Annotated in this window: 13 protein-coding genes and 2 pseudogenes; all 15 read left to right on the top strand. The window is 56.4% G+C overall.

Features of this window, described 5'->3' with window-relative positions; all coding sequences use genetic code 11:
- Positions 1-163 precede the first annotated feature (163 nt).
- Positions 164-1426 (top strand): IS256 family transposase, encoded by a 1263-nt coding sequence (locus ACAty_RS13830; RefSeq protein WP_004868469.1) that lies wholly within the window; start codon positions 164-166, stop codon positions 1424-1426.
- 144 nt (positions 1427-1570) lie between these two features.
- Positions 1571-2512 carry a PDC sensor domain-containing protein gene (locus tag ACAty_RS13825; protein WP_004867800.1) on the top strand — a complete coding sequence of 314 codons (942 nt, stop codon included), beginning with the start codon at positions 1571-1573 and terminating at the stop codon, positions 2510-2512.
- 111 nt (positions 2513-2623) lie between these two features.
- The gene (locus tag ACAty_RS13820) at positions 2624-3394 is read left to right on the top strand and encodes a peptidase (protein WP_051620880.1); all 771 of its coding nucleotides are present in this window, start codon (positions 2624-2626) and stop codon (positions 3392-3394) included.
- Positions 3395-3425: 31 nt separating this feature from the next.
- Positions 3426-4250, top strand: a pseudogene (locus ACAty_RS13815) (transglutaminase family protein); the annotation flags it as partial.
- A 109-nt stretch (positions 4251-4359) separates the two neighbouring features.
- A pseudogene (locus ACAty_RS13810) lies at positions 4360-5621 on the top strand (IS256 family transposase).
- 68 nt (positions 5622-5689) lie between these two features.
- Positions 5690-8218 (top strand): transglutaminase family protein, encoded by a 2529-nt coding sequence (locus ACAty_RS13805; protein ID WP_004868125.1) that lies wholly within the window; start codon positions 5690-5692, stop codon positions 8216-8218.
- 159 nt (positions 8219-8377) lie between these two features.
- Positions 8378-9844, top strand: coding sequence for a circularly permuted type 2 ATP-grasp protein (locus ACAty_RS13800; protein ID WP_004868127.1), 1467 nt, complete (start codon positions 8378-8380; stop codon positions 9842-9844).
- A complete protein-coding gene (locus ACAty_RS13795) occupies positions 9829-10860 on the top strand; it encodes an alpha-E domain-containing protein (protein WP_040131320.1) in 1032 nt (343 codons plus the stop codon). The genes ACAty_RS13800 and ACAty_RS13795 overlap by 16 nt, the downstream gene beginning before the upstream one ends.
- Before the next feature lie 368 nt (positions 10861-11228).
- On the top strand, positions 11229-12293 hold the full coding sequence (locus tag ACAty_RS13790) for an outer membrane beta-barrel protein (RefSeq protein WP_238323834.1): 1065 nt from the start codon (positions 11229-11231) through the stop codon (positions 12291-12293).
- Between the two features lie 37 nt (positions 12294-12330).
- On the top strand, positions 12331-13542 hold the full coding sequence (locus ACAty_RS13785; RefSeq protein ID WP_004868141.1) for an APC family permease: 1212 nt from the start codon (positions 12331-12333) through the stop codon (positions 13540-13542).
- 340 nt (positions 13543-13882) lie between these two features.
- Positions 13883-15100, top strand: coding sequence for an ISL3-like element ISAtc2 family transposase (locus tag ACAty_RS13780; protein ID WP_014002536.1), 1218 nt, complete (start codon positions 13883-13885; stop codon positions 15098-15100).
- Between the two features lie 81 nt (positions 15101-15181).
- The gene (locus ACAty_RS13775) at positions 15182-15493 is read left to right on the top strand and encodes a DUF190 domain-containing protein (RefSeq protein WP_040131318.1); all 312 of its coding nucleotides are present in this window, start codon (positions 15182-15184) and stop codon (positions 15491-15493) included.
- Positions 15494-15547: 54 nt separating this feature from the next.
- A complete protein-coding gene (locus tag ACAty_RS13770; RefSeq protein ID WP_040131316.1) occupies positions 15548-16591 on the top strand; it encodes an aliphatic amidase in 1044 nt (347 codons plus the stop codon).
- Between the two features lie 96 nt (positions 16592-16687).
- Positions 16688-17368 carry a hypothetical protein gene (locus tag ACAty_RS15980; RefSeq protein ID WP_153801861.1) on the top strand — a complete coding sequence of 227 codons (681 nt, stop codon included), beginning with the start codon at positions 16688-16690 and terminating at the stop codon, positions 17366-17368.
- Between the two features lie 93 nt (positions 17369-17461).
- Complete coding sequence (locus tag ACAty_RS13760; RefSeq protein ID WP_153801860.1) at positions 17462-18478, top strand: nitric oxide reductase activation protein NorD; 1017 nt, start codon at positions 17462-17464, stop codon at positions 18476-18478.
- Positions 18479-18481 lie beyond the last annotated feature (3 nt).

Genomic DNA, 18481 nt, shown 5'->3' with positions numbered 1-18481 from the left:
TGAGGAGGAGTGACCACCATGACCCGTAGTCACGGTAGACTACGCAATCGGAGCTATGCTCGAATCTGGTGTACGGGAGGTCTACAACTAGCTTGAGGAGGGTGGCGCACTGTTGCTAGAAAAGGGTTTCTGGATCCGATTCGCAACGAATGAGGAGTGCGCCATGCAAGAGAGTACTGGTTTCGACGGAGGAATGGGAGAGTTGGGCCTGAACATCGAGGGCTTATTGCGGCGGTCCGCGCGCCAGCTGATCCAACAGGCCATCGAGGGCGAGGTGCAGGTGCTGCTGGAGGAGTATGCCGCGGTACGCATGGTCGATGGTCGCCGGGCCGTCGTGCGGAATGGATATCTGCCGGAGCGGGAGATCCTGACAGCGGTCGGCCCCGTGCCTGTACAGGTCCCCAAGGTGCGAGACCGCTCCGGTTCGGGCGTGGTCTTCCGTTCTTCCCTGGTACCGCCCTACGTGCGCAAGTCGCGGACCGTGGCCGCAGCGCTCCCCTGGTTGTACCTGCACGGGGTATCGTCGGGACGGATGCACGAGGCGCTGTCTGTTCTCCTGGGCGAGGAGGCCAAGGGGCTTTCTCCGGCCGTGCTGGGACGCTTGAAAGTCGAATGGGCGCAAGAGCATGCCCAATGGCAGCGCCGGTCTCTACAGGGAAAACGCTACGCCTATTGGTGGGCCGACGGGGTCTATACCCAGCTGCGGGCGGAGGACGATCCCCGGATGTGTCTCTTGGTCATTATTGGCGTGACGGCCGAGGGCAAGAAGGAGGTCGTGGCGGTCACCGACGGTTTACGGGAGTCCAAAGCCTCCTGGCTAGAGATCCTGCGGGACTTGCGCGACCGCGGGCTGCAGGAGGCGCCACTACTGGCCATAGGAGATGGGGCGATGGGTTTCTGGGCCGCCCTGGACGAGATTTACCCACAAACCCGTCATCAGCGCTGTTGGGTGCACAAGACGGCCAACATCCTCAACGAGCTACCGAAGCGCCTTCAGGGGAAAGCCAAGGCCGCCCTGCAGGCGATCTGGATGGCCGACACCCGTGAAGCTGCGGAGAAAGCCTGGCAAGCCTTCGTGCGGGACTACCAGGCCAAATATCCCAGAGCGGTCGCAAAGCTCGAGAAGGACCGGGACGTGCTGCTGACCTTCTTCGACTTCCCGGCAGAGCACTGGCGGCATATCCGCAGCAGCAACGCCATCGAATCGACCTTCGCCACCGTACGGCAACGCAGCAGCCGCACTAAAAACTGTGTCTCTCGAGCCACTTTCCTTGGCCTGAGCTACAAGCTCATCCAGCAGGCAGAGAGACACTGGCGCGGGATTCAGCATCCGGAAAGACTGCGCGAGCTCTTTGCCGGGGTGACATTTGTCGATGGGATGCCTGCCAACGAAACCCGGCTGGATCCTCAACAGGACGCCGCCTGAATCGTGTTAGCAAATGCTCATACACCAATCTTGACCATAGCTCACGCAATCGTCGTGCCACCCGTTACCGCTTCTGTTTGAAAAATACGGCATAGGTCTTGCTTCCTTCCATGCTGCACGACCTTCCCCCGAGAGGCACGCCAGATGAACCGTTTCGAGCACTTCCGGGAGCTGCGCAGCGATATACTGCGATTGATCGCGGGCCCACTGGAATCCATCGCCCAACCCACACTGTTTTCCTGCGATGCAGAAACCCAGCGTAGTATCCTCCGCCCGCTCCTCGATCGGCATCCATTTATCGAGCTCGTGTATTTGCTCGATCCTGAGGGTAGGCAGATTGGCGATAACCTTGCCAGTTATCGGCGTCGAGGGACCCAAGGTGGAGCCGGTGCCGATCGCAGCCATCGACCCTATTATCGTCTCGCCATGGCAGCCGATGACGCCGTGCTCACCGATCCGTACCTCTCCTCGGCCAACAACCGGATATGCGTTACCGTTGCCATCGCGGTGCGGGACGCCCAAGGAGCCGTGTTGGGGATTGTCGTTGCCGACAGCGAACTGGATCGTGCCCTGGCACTGTTGGAGGAGGACGATACCCGACGCCTCGCCGAACCCTACTTCAAGATGGTTTATGCCATCTTTTCCCTCGGATTGCTGATCGTGAGCCTCTCACTGGGCCTGCATGCCGGTCTTTCCCTCGAGCGCATTTGGTCACTGCACGCGCAACTACCACATTTCAGTGCGCCGTTTCAGGCCACGATCCTGTTTACCCTGGCCCTCGCCGTTTTCGATCTGGCCAAAACGATCTTCGAAGAGGAGGTACTGCTGCGAAAAGATATTCGCCGCCACAGCAGCACCCGCCGCACCTTGACACGCTTCATCGCTGCCATACTGATTGCCGTCTCCATCGAAGGGCTCATGCTGGTGTTCAAATTTGCCCTGGACGATCCCCCCGATCTGTGGCTCGCGGTAGCCTTGCTCGCGGCGGCCGCCCTGCTCCTGCTATCGCTCGGTGGCTACGTCTATCTCGGTGCTCGCGCAGAGACTCTGTTGCTTGCACAGCGGGCACGGACACAACGGTCGTGAGATTTTTCCCCGTGATTGCTGGATCCGCCCACAGCGCAGGGTCTCTTCGAAGATCGTTTTTTGAGTACACCGTGTCCGTATTCTCTCTCCCTTCAACCTAGGAAATACGCGATGACTTACTGTTGTGCCATACGTCTGGATGCAGGGTTGGTGCTGTGTACCGACTCCCGCACGAATGCCGGAACGGACCAGGTCAACACCTATTCCAAGATGCACCGTTTCGTCTGGCCGGGGAACCGGGTGCTTTTCCTCTTATCGGCAGGGAACCTGGCCACAACCCAGGGAGTTATTGGCCGTCTCAACAAAGATCTGGAGCGCAACGCGCACATCAATCTCCTCAATCTTCCCACCATGACCGACGTGGCCCAGTACGTGGGCATGATCAGTGCCGATGTCCAGCGCAATCAGATGGAGCGGGAGATCAACAACGTCAACTTTGAAGCGACGTTCATCCTTGGCGGACAAATTGACACCGAAGCGCCAGCCATATTTCTCATTTATCCGCAAGGAAATTTCATTCACGAATCTCCAGAGCACCCCTTCTTGCAAATCGGTGAGATCAAATACGGCAAGCCCATACTGGATCGGGTTATTCGACCAGACCTGTCCCTGGAAGCGGCGGGACGCTGCGCCTTGGTCTCCATGAGTTCCACCATGCGCAGTAACGTCACGGTGGGTCCGCCGATAGAACTGGCACTGTACAGCGCGGGTTCGCTGCAGGAGGGTCGGATCTTGATATTTGATGAGGATAACCAGTTCTTCCGTTCCGTAACCGAGTGCTGGTCCAACGGACTTTTGCAAGCCCTGGACAATTTGCCTCGATTCTTTTGGGAAAAAAACACGGACAATACGGTGTCGCAGGACTCGGCACCCCATTTCTAGTCATGCCCCATCGGGGCCAAGAGGGGTATCCATGGGCACGCACGTCGCCATTCGTCATCACACCGAGTACCGATTCAATCGCTCGGTGGTTATTCATCCGCACCTCCTTCGCCTGCGCCCAGCACCACACTGTCGCACGCCAATTCTCGCCTATAAACTGACCGTCGAACCGGCCGAACACTTCTTACATTGGTACCAGGATCCATTTGCGAATTATCAAGGACGCCTCGTTTTCCCGAAACCCGCTCGCGCGCTATCGGTGGAGGTCGAAGTCGTTGCGGACCTGACTGTGCTGGATCCGTTTGACTTTTTCGTGGAGGACTTTGCTGAGACCTGGCCATTCACGTATCCCCACGCGATTGCTAAAGAGCTCTGGCCCTATCGAGAGTGTGCCAACGCTGGTCCGCTTTTCTCCGCTTATCTGCAGAGAGTCCCCAAAGATACGCAAAACACGGTAGAATTTCTGGTGGCGCTAAACCAGAATCTTCAAAAGGCTATCGATTACGGCGTCCGTCTGGAACCGGGCGTTCAGACCTGCGAAGAGACGCTGGAGCGCCGTATGGGATCTTGCCGCGACACCGCTTGGTTGCTGGTGGAACTGCTCCGTCACCTGGGCTTTGCAAGTCGCTTTGTCTCTGGATACCTCGTTCAGCTTGCGGCAGATGAGATCCCCTTGCACGGCCCGGCAGGACCCTCCAAAGATTTTACGGATCTGCACGCGTGGGCGGAGGTGTACCTTCCGGGCGCGGGATGGGTGGGTCTGGATCCCACCTCTGGCCTTTTCGCTGGAGAGGGGCATATTCCTCTGGCTTGCACCCCGCAACCCCGTGCCGCTGCACCCATTGTCGGTTCGAGCTATGCTCGAATCTGGTGTACGGGAGGTCTACAACTAGCTTGAGGAGGGTGGCGCACTGTTGCTAGAAAAGGGTTTCTGGATCCGATTCGCAACGAATGAGGAGTGCGCCATGCAAGAGAGTACTGGTTTCGACGGAGGAATGGGAGAGTTGGGCCTGAACATCGAGGGCTTATTGCGGCGGTCCGCGCGCCAGCTGATCCAACAGGCCATCGAGGGCGAGGTGCAGGTGCTGCTGGAGGAGTATGCCGCGGTACGCATGGTCGATGGTCGCCGGGCCGTCGTGCGGAATGGATATCTGCCGGAGCGGGAGATCCTGACAGCGGTCGGCCCCGTGCCTGTACAGGTCCCCAAGGTGCGAGACCGCTCCGGTTCGGGCGTGGTCTTCCGTTCTTCCCTGGTACCGCCCTACGTGCGCAAGTCGCGGACCGTGGCCGCAGCGCTCCCCTGGTTGTACCTGCACGGGGTATCGTCGGGACGGATGCACGAGGCGCTGTCTGTTCTCCTGGGCGAGGAGGCCAAGGGGCTTTCTCCGGCCGTGCTGGGACGCTTGAAAGTCGAATGGGCGCAAGAGCATGCCCAATGGCAGCGCCGGTCTCTACAGGGAAAACGCTACGCCTATTGGTGGGCCGACGGGGTCTATACCCAGCTGCGGGCGGAGGACGATCCCCGGATGTGTCTCTTGGTCATTATTGGCGTGACGGCCGAGGGCAAGAAGGAGGTCGTGGCGGTCACCGACGGTTTACGGGAGTCCAAAGCCTCCTGGCTAGAGATCCTGCGGGACTTGCGCGACCGCGGGCTGCAGGAGGCGCCACTACTGGCCATAGGAGATGGGGCGATGGGTTTCTGGGCCGCCCTGGACGAGATTTACCCACAAACCCGTCATCAGCGCTGTTGGGTGCACAAGACGGCCACATCCTCAACGAGCTACCGAAGCGCCTTCAGGGGAAAGCCAAGGCCGCCCTGCAGGCGATCTGGATGGCCGACACCCGTGAAGCTGCGGAGAAAGCCTGGCAAGCCTTCGTGCGGGACTACCAGGCCAAATATCCCAGAGCGGTCGCAAAGCTCGAGAAGGACCGGGACGTGCTGCTGACCTTCTTCGACTTCCCGGCAGAGCACTGGCGGCATATCCGCAGCAGCAACGCCATCGAATCGACCTTCGCCACCGTACGGCAACGCAGCAGCCGCACTAAAAACTGTGTCTCTCGAGCCACTTTCCTTGGCCTGAGCTACAAGCTCATCCAGCAGGCAGAGAGACACTGGCGCGGGATTCAGCATCCGGAAAGACTGCGCGAGCTCTTTGCCGGGGTGACATTTGTCGATGGGATGCCTGCCAACGAAACCCGGCTGGATCCTCAACAGGACGCCGCCTGAATCGTGTTAGCAAATGCTCATACACCAATCTTGACCATAGCTCTGTCGGTTCTACGGAACCGTGTACGGTGGATTTTTCTTTTCACAATACCGTAGCGCGCATTCGGGAATCCCCCCGAGTCAGCAAGCCGTACACGGACCGCCAATGGTCCCATATCGTGGAACTCGGGGAACGCATCGATACGCGGCTCGCTGCTGGGGATGTACGACTGACCATGGGAGGCGAGCCAACCTTTGTGTCTCTGGACAACCCAGAGGCACCCGAGTGGAATCTCGAGGCTTTGGGTGCCGAAAAGCGCCAGAAGGGCGAAACCCTTATTCGCGCATTGCAAGATCGCTTCACCTCCGGAGCCCTGCTGCATTCTGCGCAGGGTAAATGGTACCCCGGCGAAGCACTTCCGCGCTGGGCATTGGGATTGTACTGGCGCAAGGATGGCGTACCCCTGTGGCAAGACCCCTCCCTTCTCGCCGTGGCGGGTACCGACTACGGCCGAACTCGGGCAGACGCCGAACGCTTTCTCTCTGCACTAGCGCGACGTTTAGGTATTCCGGAACCGTTCATTCAGCCTGCCTATGAGGACACCCTGTACTATCTGTATCGGGAGTCCACGCTACCGGCCAACCTCGATCTGGACACACACGACCTCGCCGATAGCGACGAGCGCCGCGCTCTGGCGGAGAAGCTCTCCAAGGATCTGCGTTTCCCGGTAGGCTTTGTCCTGCCCATCGCTTGGGATATCCGTCGGTCCAGCTGGTATTCGGGGGCCTGGACCTTTCGGCGAAGCCGCCTCATCCTGCTCCCCGGCAACTCACCGCTCGGCTTACGCTTGCCCCTGGACAGCCTCCCCTGGGTCGATCCGCAGAAACGCGATATCGTAGTCGAAAACGACCCATTCGCGCCGATTGCCCCCCTCAGCGATCTCCATGACTCGGGCAGTGCGCACACAGACGTATCTCTAGTTCAAGATCGGGACCCGAATAGCTCTCCTCTACCGGTTCCACGTACCGCTCTGACCACGGAGGTTCGCACGGGTGGTCTCTATATTTTCTTGCCGCCGACTGAAACGCTCGAACCGGCGATTGCCTTGTTGGCAGCCGTTGAGGCCACCGCGTCGGAACTGCAAATGCCCATTGTGGTGGAGGGCTATCCTCTGCCAAAAGATCGGCGCGTGGAAAAATTGCTGGTCACCCCCGATCCTGGGGTAATCGAAGTCAATGTGCATCCGGCGCGGTCCTGGTCGGAAATCGTCTCCCTATCGGAGGGGGTTTTCGCCGCAGCACGGCAATCGCACCTGGTCGCAGAGAAATTTCAGATCGATGGACGCCATACCGGTACGGGTGGCGGTAACCACATCACCCTTGGGGGGATAACACCGCTCGACAGCCCCTTCCTTCGACGCCCAGATCTCCTGCAAAGCCTCATTACCTCTTGGCAACACCATCCCGCCCTCTCCTATTTTTTTAGCGGTCTTTTTGTCGGTCCAACGAGTCAGGCCCCCCGCATCGACGAGGCTAGACACGAGGCCCTATATGAGCTGGAGATCGCGTTTGCGCAAACCCCGGTCGGCGAAATTCCCCAGCCGTGGCTTGTGGACCGACTGTTTCGGAATCTGCTTGTAGACGTCAGTGGCAATACGCACCGTGCAGAGATCTGTATCGATAAATTGTATTCCCCCGACGGCCCGGCCGGGCGGCAAGGTTTGGTCGAGCTGCGCGCTTTTGAAATGCCTCCCCATGCGCGGTTGCATATCGTCCAGCAACTCCTGGTGCGGGCCTTGATCTTGCGTTTTTGGGAGGCCCCATACCGGCATCGGCTCATCCGCTGGGGTACGGAGCTACACGATCGCTTCATGCTGCCGCATTACCTTTGGGAGGACCTGAACGAGATTGTGGCCGATCTCTGCGCGCACGACCTCTCGTTCGAGAGCGAATGGTTTGCGCCCTTCCTGGAGTTTCGTTTTCCGCGATACGGCGAGGTCCAAATCGGGGATAGCCGCATAGAGCTCCGGGCGGCCCTCGAACCGTGGCATGTTCTCGGAGAAGAGGTCACCGCAGGGGGTACCGCTCGCTACGTCGATTCTTCGGTGGAACGTCTCCAGGTGCGCGTGGTTGGACTGAATCCCGCGCGTTACGCGCTCACGTGCAATGGACGACGCGTTCCTCTGCGCCCCACCGCACGCACCGGCGACTATGTGGGAGCGGTGCGGTATCGCGCGTGGAAGCCCCCGTCTGCGCTGCATCCAACGATTCCCGTCCACTCTCCTTTGGTGTTCGATCTTGTGGATTCCTGGAATGGCCTGTCCATCGGTGGATGTACCTATCACGTCGTTCATCCCGGCGGGCATCACTACGAACACCCGCCCATCAACGCCTGGGAAGCCGAAGCACGTCGCCACAGCCGTTTTACCTCCACTGGACATGTATCGGGCATGAATCCCGACGTTACCCTCGGAACCAAGCGCAGCTCAGGAGACGCACCGCTTACCGACGATCCTCGATGGTCCCTGGGAGACACGCCTCCCGAAGAAGGCAATCCCGATTACCCCACGGTTTTGGATCTGCGCCGACCAGCACCACCAAATGGCGCGAAGCACTAGGGTAGCGCACCTATGCACCTATATAGGGAAAACACCCAGAATCGTTTCTCCAGAAGCGTTCTATTCACAGATCCGATTCGTCCCCGTGGTATGGCACGCCTATTGCGTCATTGGACAACAGGACTAGAGCCCACACCGTGAGCTCCATAGAGGAAAGGTATGGATCTGCTCTCAGAGTACTACAGCCATCAAACGGCCTATGACGAACTCATCAACACAGAGCGGCAGACACGGCCTGTGGCCCAAACTTTGATCTCTCACCTCGCGCATTTGGGCATCGACACGATCAAGGCAAGACGCCAGGCCGCGGAAGCAGCCATTCTCGCCATGGGCATCACCTTCACCGTCTATACGGAAGCCGGCAACATCGATCGGGCCTGGCCCTTCGATGTCGTTCCACGAATGCTGGCGTACAATGAGTGGCAACGTATTGAGGCCGGTCTCAAACAGCGGGTGCGGGCATTGAATTGCTTCATTGACGACCTATATAACGCGCAGTCTATCGTCAACGACGGTGTCTTCCCCCGAGCCGTTCTGAAAAGCTCCCGCAATTTTCGTGCTATCTGTCGCGGCGTTCACCCGCCCCTGGGTGTATGGGCGCACATCTGCGGAAGTGATCTCGTACGCGATAGCGACGGGACCATCTATGTCTTGGAGGATAACCTCCGGGTACCTTCCGGTGTCTCGTACATGCTCGAAAACCGCCAAATCATGAAGCGGCTGTTTCCCGAACTTTTCCAGATATGCAAGCCCCTGCCGATCGATGACTATACCAGCCGCCTCTACGACACCTTGGCTGCGATCTCGCCTCGCGCTCGATCCCGTCCCATTATCGTCGTTCTCACACCGGGAATTTACAATTCGGCCTATTTTGAGCACAGCTACCTTGCCCAACAGATGGGCGCGTTCTTGGTCGAAGGGACGGATCTCTTTGTAGGTCGGGACGATATCGTTTACCTCAAGACCGTCAGCGGCCCGCAACGTGTGGACGTCATATACCGCCGGATTGACGACGACTATCTGGATCCGGAGGTTTTCCGCTCCGATTCGGTGCTCGGCGTGCGCGGACTCATGCGCGCCTGGATAAAAGGCACCGTTGCCATCGCCAACGCACCCGGCGCGGGTGTGGCAGACGATAAGGTCGTGTATGCCTTCGTTCCCGACATGATTCGGTACTATCTCAACGAGGAGCCCATCCTGCCCAATGTACCCACCTACCTGTGCATGCGCGAGGAGGATCGTGCGTACGTGCTGGAGCACCTCGACGAACTGGTGATAAAACCCACTAACGAGTCGGGTGGCTACGGCATGCTCATCGGCCCTCGAGCCACGCCCGAGGAGCGGCATCGCTTTGCACAACGTATCCAGGAGGATCCGCGCAATTACATAGCCCAGCCCACTCTCGCGCTCTCCACCGCACCAACCTTGGTGGGCGATAGACTAGAGCCTCGACATATCGATTTGCGTCCTTTCATTCTGCAGGCGGACGAACTATACGTTACTACAGGCGGGCTCACCCGGGTAGCAATGCAATCGGGATCGCTTATAGTCAACAGTTCCCAAGGCGGTGGTTCCAAAGATACGTGGATAGTGGACCTCGGAGACCTACCATGCTTTCCCGCATAGCCGAGCATTTATATTGGATGGCCCGATATCTGGAGCGGAGTGAGGATATGGCGCGTCTGATCAATGCGACTACTTTGCTGCTGCTCGATCTGCCCCCAAAAGCCGAGTTTGGTTGGGATATACTGCTTCGGATTGCCGGTATCGCCGAACTCTACGAAACGCGCTACGGAAACCTCGACGAGCAACGGATCATGGGGTTCTTGATCGCGGATGAACGTAACCCTAGCGCTATTGTTTCCTGTATTCACCAGGCTCGAGAGAATAGTCGGACATTTCGGGAAATCCTTCCCTCCGAGTTTTGGGAGCGCCTCAACTCCCTTTTTCTTTTCGTCCGCGATTATGCCAGTGCCTCGATCGGCAACCGACACGATCGGTACGCGTTTTTGAGTGAGGTAATTGCCAGGCGTCATGCCCTCGTGGGCCTCCTGGTTGGAACCATGAGCCAAGATGCCGCCTATCAGTTCGTCAAACTTGGAAGGAACATGGAGCGCGCCGACATGACCACGCGCATTGTGGACGTCACGACAGCGGTTATTCTTCCCCAAAGGGATAAGTTACAAGCAACCCTCAGCGAAAGCCTCTGGATCGGGGTTTTACGCGCCATGAGCGCCTTTGAGATGTATCGGCGCCACGTGTCCGTCGAGGTGCGTGGCAACGAAGTGGTCGAGTTTCTCATCCGAGATCGCAAATTCCCGCGGACGGTCTACCACTGCCTCGGGGAAATGGAAGTCGCTCTGGCCACTCTGCCCGCCAACTCGGCCGCCCAGGGAGCATTGCGCCGGGGGCGTAAGCGGCTGGACCAATTGGATCTTGCGGACCTAAATTCTGCCGTACTTCACGAATATCTGGATCACCTACAACAAGATCTCGGTTCCATTCATCGCGTGATCCATAGGCAGTATTTTGATCCTCTGCATAGGGACGGCTCGACAGAAGACGCGGTAGCCAGAGGGCTTGCCGACGAAAGCCCTGGCCCTCTGGCAACAACGCAGTTCCAACAGCATGCGGCCTTTTAAGCCGGATGCGTCGGAACCATCTGATCGCTGCGGAATCGTCTCGAAAGGCATCGCCGTGGTTGAGCGCCGAGTCGAGCACCCTTCCTGTCGCGAACTACTGTACGGTATCGGGATGATGATGGCATGCATCCTGCAGTGGTTACTAACGCCGGCAGTTGGTAGTTCTTTCCCCGTGTGTCTGTGCGCTGTTGGTGCAGCACCGCACGATAAATTAGCATTGATGCACCACCATAAGGCATGTTCATTGATCTGATGCACGATTAGGAGGCTAAAATGACGTTTCATCGGACATTTGCGGCAATCATAGGCTGTTTTCTCTCGAGTTCTGCATTTGCTGCCGTGCTACCTCAACTCCCCCTACAGTCGACGTGAACGCCGGCCCCTTGGGTGAGGTGAGCGTAGGCGGCCTACTAAGTGTTAACGGCCGGGCACAGAGCAATCGGTACGATGCTTCGGGTCCTGCTGGTAAATACTTTAGCGCTGACGTTACCGATGGCTTGGTAACGGTCGCCAAGACACATGGACTGCTACAGTTCTACCTCGAGGCCGGTGCCTACAACTTTTACGGAATCGGCCAGCCTGCGAGTTCTACAGGAACGACCATAAGCAATACGTTCGGACCGTTGCCCATCGCCTATGTGCAGATTACGCCGGACAAGAATTTCAACATCCAGATTGGCAAGCTCGCGGCTATTACAGGCATCACGCCGCTTACAGATTTAATTACGAGCTCGTATAACATTCAATTTGGATTAGACGGCTGGCAACAGCAAACGATCTCCCGTGGCATCCAGATGAACTATAGCAGGGGTCCTTTCTCAGCCTCAGTAGCCTGGACCGATGGTTACTATTCTAAGCGTTTTAACTGGGTCGTTGGCCAGCTCACCTATGCACCCAGTGCAGTAAGCACCATTATTGTGCAAGGAGGCGGTAATGCCGGCCACACCGATTACTCCGGTCCACTGGACAATTCGGACTTTTACCTTTTGGGCTACAACTACAGTGGCAGCGCCCTCAATCTGTTCGCTTACCTGCAATACCAGAGACTGACCAACGGCGCACAGCTGGGTAACCCCGGTGGGGATGGGAATCAGTACGGCGCAAGCATCGATGCAAATTATGCCTTTACACCGAACTACTCTATCAGCGCCCGCTTAGATTATATGGCATACAGTGACGCGGCACCGGTGGCGACCCCGGCCTTTTATAACGACGCAGGAACTGTCCTCCAAGGGAATGAAATGGGCTATGGTCCGGGGAGCCGGGCGGTTGGGCTAACCCTTACACCAATCTATCAGGTCAAGCACTGGTTTATCGAGGGTGAACTGAGTTATGTCCACGCCTATCACATCGCTCCGGGTGAAGCGTTCGGACAGAATGGGAATCAACCCAATCAATTCGTGGCCATGATCAATACCGGATTCTTTCTCTGAGGCAAGAGTCTGAGCCTAACCATTGAGGAATGATGCTATGGTAGGAAAATTAAAGCGGGAGGTCGGATTTTCTGGCCTGATTTTCGCGAGTTTGGGGGGTATCATCGGTTCGGGATGGCTTTTTGGTCCTTTAGATGCTGCCCAGATCGCTGGGCCGTTGAGTATCGGCTCCTGGATTGTTGGTGCCCTCACCATTCTGCTACTGGGGCTGACCTACGCCGAGGTCGGACCACTCTTTCCTCGTGCCGGTGCGGCTGCGCATATCGCTAATGTGGTGCATGGGGATCTGTTAGGTAAAATATGGGCCTGGCTACTGTTCATGTTTTATATCGCCATCGCACCTGTCGAGGTGGTTGCGGTGCTCACTTACGCCAACAACTACGTGCCAGGATTGCTCCAAGGCAATACGGGTTTGCTGAGCGGTTTGGGACTGATCGCAGCGGTGCTGCTCTTGGGAGCGATGTTTGTGCTCAACTTTCTGGGCATCCGAAGGGTAGCCATGCTTTTCTCCGGGCTCGGTTGGTGGAAGTTGGCCATACCGATTCTCACCATTATCGTTTTGGTTAGCGCTAGCTATCATCCTGAAAACCTCCAGATACTGCACTGGAAGAGCAGTTTTCACGGAATGTTCGTGGCCGTGGCGTCTTCGGGAATCGTTTTCAGCTACTTGGGATTTCGCCAAGCGATCGAGTTGGGTGGCGAAGCGAAGGATCCCGGTCGTCATATCCCCGGAGCCGTGATCGGGGCTATCGTAATTGGCGCTATTATCTACATAGGGCTGCAGTGGGCCTTTCTGGTCGCGATGCCACCGGATCAGATTAGCCAAGGCTGGCAGAAGCTGAATTTCCCAGGGCTCTTCGGTCCCTTCGCCGCCATCGCCTCGCTCCTGGGGATAGGTTGGTTGGCCGTGTTGATCTATTCGGATGCCCTTATATCGCCGGGAGGGACTGCCTTGGTTTACGGCACTTCAGCGGCCCGTGCGGTGGTCGCCAATGGCGAGGTCGGTGCGGGTCCGCGTGTCTTCACGAGAATCAGCCCCTCGGGTGTCCCTTGGGTGGGGGTGATCGTCGCCTATGCGATTGGCTGTCTCTATTTCCTGCCCTTCCCATCCCATCCTGGCAAAAGTTGGTGGGGTTCATTACCACCATTTCCGTCATCACCTATGGGATCGGGCCGATCGTGCTCTTGCAGTTACGCCGATCGGTACCCGATCTCAAGCGCCCCTTTCGTCTTTGGGCTGCTCCGGTGATCGCTCCGATCGCCTTTATCCTTTCTTCGTTGGTCGCTTTTTGGGGAGGATTCCAGGCCCTCAGTTATATTTTTGGTGCCTTGTTTGCGATACTGATCGTCTACGGGGTCTTGCGCCTCATACGTGGAAAGAACTCAGGCATGTCCGGTTTCTACAATATCACCTGGATCTTTCCGTACTTTATCGGACTTTGGCTCCTCTCCTACTTCGGCCCCAAGGTTTTGGGAGGAAGCGGAGATATCGGCTTTTTCTGGTCCATGTTATGGGTGGCTCTTCGACATTTTGAGTGGGTAAGGCGGTATGATTGCCTAGTGGAGCGGTCAGCAAGCCGAGGGGATTTATGGACCAAGGGAATCAGCTGTTCACGCTGGCATTGGGCCTAGTTCCACCGTGGGCGGTGGACGCGGTTCGGTTTACGGTGGAGGAGAAGCGCCTGGACCTCTATGTGAACTTCTCAAGAGGTAGCCACTTCCCTTGTCCGGTCTGCGGTCAGGATTGTCCCGTCCATGACACGCAGGAGAAGGTCTGGCGCCACCTCGACTTCTTCCAGCATGCGGCCTACCTCCATGCTCGGGTGCCGCGGGTCCAGTGCCCGGAACACGGTGTGCATTTGGTGCCCGTCCCCTGGGCGCGGGAAGGCTCAGGATTCACACTGCTCTTCGAGGCTCTCGTCATGGCCATGGTCCGGGAGATGCCGGTGTTGACGGTTTCCCGATTGGTCCGGGAGACGGACCAGCGACTCTGGCGGGTGATCGACCATTATGTCTCCAAAGCCCGCGAGGCGGTGGACATGTCGGAGGTTCAGGCCATCGGTGTCGACGAAACCAACAGCCGGCGCGGCCACGACTACATCTCCCTGTTCGTGGACCTGGCGGCCAAGCGCTTACTCTTCGCCACCCCAGGCAAGGATGCTCAGACCTTTGAGAAGTTCTGCGAAGATCTGCAGGCCCATGGTGGTAACTCCGAGGCTATTGCGGAGGTGAGCATGGACCTCTCTCCAGCCTTCCAAAAAGGTGCCGCAGAACACCTACCCAACGCCCAGGTCACCTTCGATCGCTTTCACCTGATGAAGCTCATCAATGAGGCCGTGGACGTCGTGCGCAAGGGAGAGGTGTACTCCCAACCCGACCTAAAGAAGAGCCGCTGGCTTTGGCTCAAGAATCCAGGAAAGCTCTCGGCCAAGCAGAGCGCCAAGCTCCAGGAGCTCCTCAAGAACCAGAACCTCAAGACGGCCCAGGCCTACCAGTTCCGCCTGACCTTCCAAGAAATCTTCACGATCCAGAATCGCCACCAGGGCGCTGTGCTCCTCAAGGCCTGGATGGAAAACGCCAAGGCCAGCGGACTACCCCCTCTGGTCAAAGTCACCTACACCCTCATGAACCACTGGGATGGCATCCTCCGCTGGTTCGAGAGCCAGATCACCAACGGTATCTTGGAGGGCTTCAACAGCCTCCTGCAGTCTGCCAAGGCCAAGGCCCGTGGCTACCGCACCCACAAGAACTTCATCAATATGGCCTATCTCATCCTGGGTAAGCTCGATCTCCGGCTACCCACATGAAACGTCGAAGAACCTTATTTTTGTGTGTAGCGGCGGCATTTTCCGGAGCCTGGTTTTCGCGGAGCATCTGAGGGGCGGAAAGTGAGGACGATATCGGTAGTGCGGTTTTATATGCGAGAAGGAGACAAACAAGATGGACAAATTCTCATGAAGGAAATATTTCGCATGATGCATGATCATTACAGACTTCTCGGTGTGACCGCGTTTCGGGGTATTGCGGGGTTTGGTAGCAGAGGAACCGTTCACGCAGATGATATTCTGAGACTCAATATACATCTACCTCTGGTGTTGGAATTTTTTGATGAGCCGGCAGCCATAGATTCTATCATCCCACAATTGGAGCAGATTGTAGCCGGTAACCATATAATACGATGGGAAGCGCAGTGCGGTTGAACTTCCTAAGATTAAGATAGTTAATTTGCGTGCCTTGTCAAAAAGGAGAGAGTAATGCGTCATGGTGATATTTCCTCCAGTTCAGACACCGTAGGTGTCGCTGTCGTTAACTACAAGATGCCCCGCCTGCATACCAGGGCTGAGGTTTTGGAAAATGCACATAAGATTGCAGATATGGTCGTGGGCATGAAACAGGGTCTACCGGGCATGGACCTTGTAGTTTTTCCAGAGTACAGTACCCATGGGATAATGTATGATCCGAAAGAAATGTACGAGACAGCGTCAATCATCCCGGGCGATGAGACTGAAATCTTTTCGACTGCCTGCCGCCAGGCGAGGACTTGGGGTGTGTTCTCGCTGACGGGTGAGCGTCATGAAGAACACCCGAACAAATCACCCTATAACACACTGATACTGATCAACGACCAGGGGCAAATCGTGCAGAAGTATCGCAAGATCATGCCCTGGTGCCCAATTGAAGGTTGGTATCCTGGTGAAAGGACTTATGTGAGCGAAGGACCCAAAGGAATGAAAGTTAGTCTGATCATCTGCGATGACGGCAACTATCCAGAAATCTGGCGGGATTGTGCTATGAAGGGTGCCGAACTGATCGTTCGTTGTCAGGGTTATATGTATCCGGCGAAGGATCAGCAAGTCATGGTCGCAAAAGCTATGGCTTGGATGAACAATACTTACGTCGCCGTGGCTAATGCGACCGGCTTCGATGGTGTGTATTCCTATTTTGGACACTCCGCCATCGTAGGTTTTGACGGTCGTACACTTGGTGAGTGTGGTGAAGAGGAATACGGCATACAGTACGCAGAATTGTCCTTAACGCAGATTCGCGATGCGCGCAAGAACTGGCAGAGCCAGAATCATCTATTCAAGCTTCTACACCGCGGTTACACTGGGATGATCAACTCAGGCGAAGACGTGAATGGTGCTTATGAGTGCCCTTTTGAATTTTATAAAACATGGATCACGGACCCAGAGAAGGCGCGGGAGAACGTTGAGAATATTACCCGTTCGTCACCCGGCACAGCTGAATGTCCGATCCAGGGTATTCCGATTGAATCAGATCTTTGTCGCCATAAATAGAGAATATAGTTTCAATATATTAACGGCGATGGCGCGATGTTCTAGCAGCATAAATTCGGCCTGCCGAGTCTTGATCAGTCTTCGCTGGCCGATGTCGTGCATAAAGAGATAAATGCAACATCTGCTTCTCCATCTCGCTCCTTTAATGAGGCGCGGGATGTATTGTATCTTTATCTGATCGCACTGTGGGGCAAACCATTTGATCTGGCCGCTATGCCCGCGACTAACCCTGGCGCTACGGATCGACCATGCATCGATCGAACGTACATCCGACTGCCATCTGAAATGACTCAACAAGGGCATGTGACCGCGCAAGAAGTCTACATCGCATCTGCAGTGCATGCCGCAGCTCGCCGCATGGATAGTCAACCGTTGAGACCCAAGACACTAAGTGCGCGACAGCGATATCTGATCGAGCTAGTTGAGGATGCTCGAGTTGAGTATCTCACGTTTTTACGCTTCCCGAGGTTACGCCAGCTCTGGTTGGATCTACACCCTTCGATGCCCCCGGACCCAACGCCTTTTGCGACTCTGATGTGGCGTCTTTCCCGTGGTTTGCTGGAGCTGGAGATCTCCACGGACGATGACTTCCTGGTGCGTAAAGCAATTGCACTTTTTCAGGAAAACTCTTGTGAAACCGATGGCGTAGCGGTGTCCCGAGAAATTGGCTTGCGCTTAGCCCAGGACATCGGGCAGATGCGTCTTCCGATGAATGAAGACGGTCTCCCAACGGGTGCCATCTACCGAGATGACAATCAGCATCTATGGTTAGAATAACGCCAACTGTTTGATTAGGTATTAACTGCCGATCAGGCTACTAAGCACTTTCAATGCGGCCCGCAGTTGGCGGAAACTGTCGTAGGACAGCGATTGGCTGTTACCGAATATCCGTGGATATCTAAAGGTGATGAGATAGGCTACCGAATAGAGGAGGTTACTGAGGAGGCGCGATTGGCCTTCTTACAAACCCGCGAAGAAGAGGAAAGCCATCCAGAACGATATCCGGAGTGGTTCGCCCGGCTGGGTGTCAAACGCGAGAATTGGTCTGTCGTCTACGAACGAAACGCAGAAATTGGTGAGGTAGATTGGGCGTCTGCGGTTATTGCGAAGAATCCATCGTTGTTGTCCAAGTTGCGTCGCGGGTTCGGTGGCTTGCGCAGGCAGCGCCTTCGCTTATTGCGTAAACAAGAAACTGGGGATGAGCTGGATCTGGACGCGGCGTTGATGGTGATGGCAGATATCAGGAACGGCAAAGCGCCAGACCCGCGCGTTCTCCTTCATTCCTGGCCCGATTACGATCGGGGTTTTGCGTTGTCGTTACTTCTTGATCTTTCCGAATTGATGAACAGGCTCGATACATTTACTGGCCGTCCTATGCTGGAGCTGTCCCGTGAATTGGCTCTTCTGTTTGCAGTGGCTGCGATCGATCTCGGTTTAGAGGTGTCCTTGGCTGGGTTTCAATCCCAAGGACGTCATCTGGTGGATTACCAAATTGCCAAGCGCTTCGAAGAGCCTTTTGATGCAGTGGCTAAGTCGCGCCTCGCAGGGTTTAAAGGACGTTATTCAACACGGATGGGTACGGCAATACGACATGCGACCAAGTCATTGCTCGGACGGGGTACGCACAATCGGGCGATAGTGATCGTGACCGACGGTGAGCCCTCGGATATTGACGTCTTCGATCCTGATCATTTGTTACTCGATGCGCGCGATGCGGTGATCGAGGCTCGCCGACGTCGAGTGCAGATGTTTTGCGTTAATATTGATCCACATGCAGATCGATATGCCAAAGTTGTTTTTGGAGAAAACCGGTTTTTGGTTCTCGAAAGTCTGCGTAATCTACCTCGATTACTACCACAGTTGTTCAAGTATTTAGGAGGCTGCTGAAAA

It is taken from the genome of Acidithiobacillus caldus ATCC 51756, from assembly GCF_000175575.2.
In the GTDB taxonomy this organism is placed as follows: domain Bacteria; phylum Pseudomonadota; class Gammaproteobacteria; order Acidithiobacillales; family Acidithiobacillaceae; genus Acidithiobacillus_A; species Acidithiobacillus_A caldus.
Note: the sequence above shows the minus strand (reverse complement) of the source record. Positions and strands in the feature narration are given on the sequence as shown.

Coding starts and splice junctions, on each gene's coding strand:
- ACAty_RS13830 (WP_004868469.1), top strand. CDS start 164: ATGCAAGAGAGTACTGGTTTCGACGGAGGAATGGGAGAGTTGGGCCTG.
- ACAty_RS13825 (WP_004867800.1), top strand. CDS start 1,571: ATGAACCGTTTCGAGCACTTCCGGGAGCTGCGCAGCGATATACTGCGA.
- ACAty_RS13820 (WP_051620880.1), top strand. CDS start 2,624: ATGACTTACTGTTGTGCCATACGTCTGGATGCAGGGTTGGTGCTGTGT.
- ACAty_RS13800 (WP_004868127.1), top strand. CDS start 8,378: ATGGATCTGCTCTCAGAGTACTACAGCCATCAAACGGCCTATGACGAA.
- ACAty_RS13795 (WP_040131320.1), top strand. CDS start 9,829: ATGCTTTCCCGCATAGCCGAGCATTTATATTGGATGGCCCGATATCTG.
- ACAty_RS13785 (WP_004868141.1), top strand. CDS start 12,331: ATGGTAGGAAAATTAAAGCGGGAGGTCGGATTTTCTGGCCTGATTTTC.
- ACAty_RS13780 (WP_014002536.1), top strand. CDS start 13,883: ATGGACCAAGGGAATCAGCTGTTCACGCTGGCATTGGGCCTAGTTCCA.
- ACAty_RS13770 (WP_040131316.1), top strand. CDS start 15,548: ATGCGTCATGGTGATATTTCCTCCAGTTCAGACACCGTAGGTGTCGCT.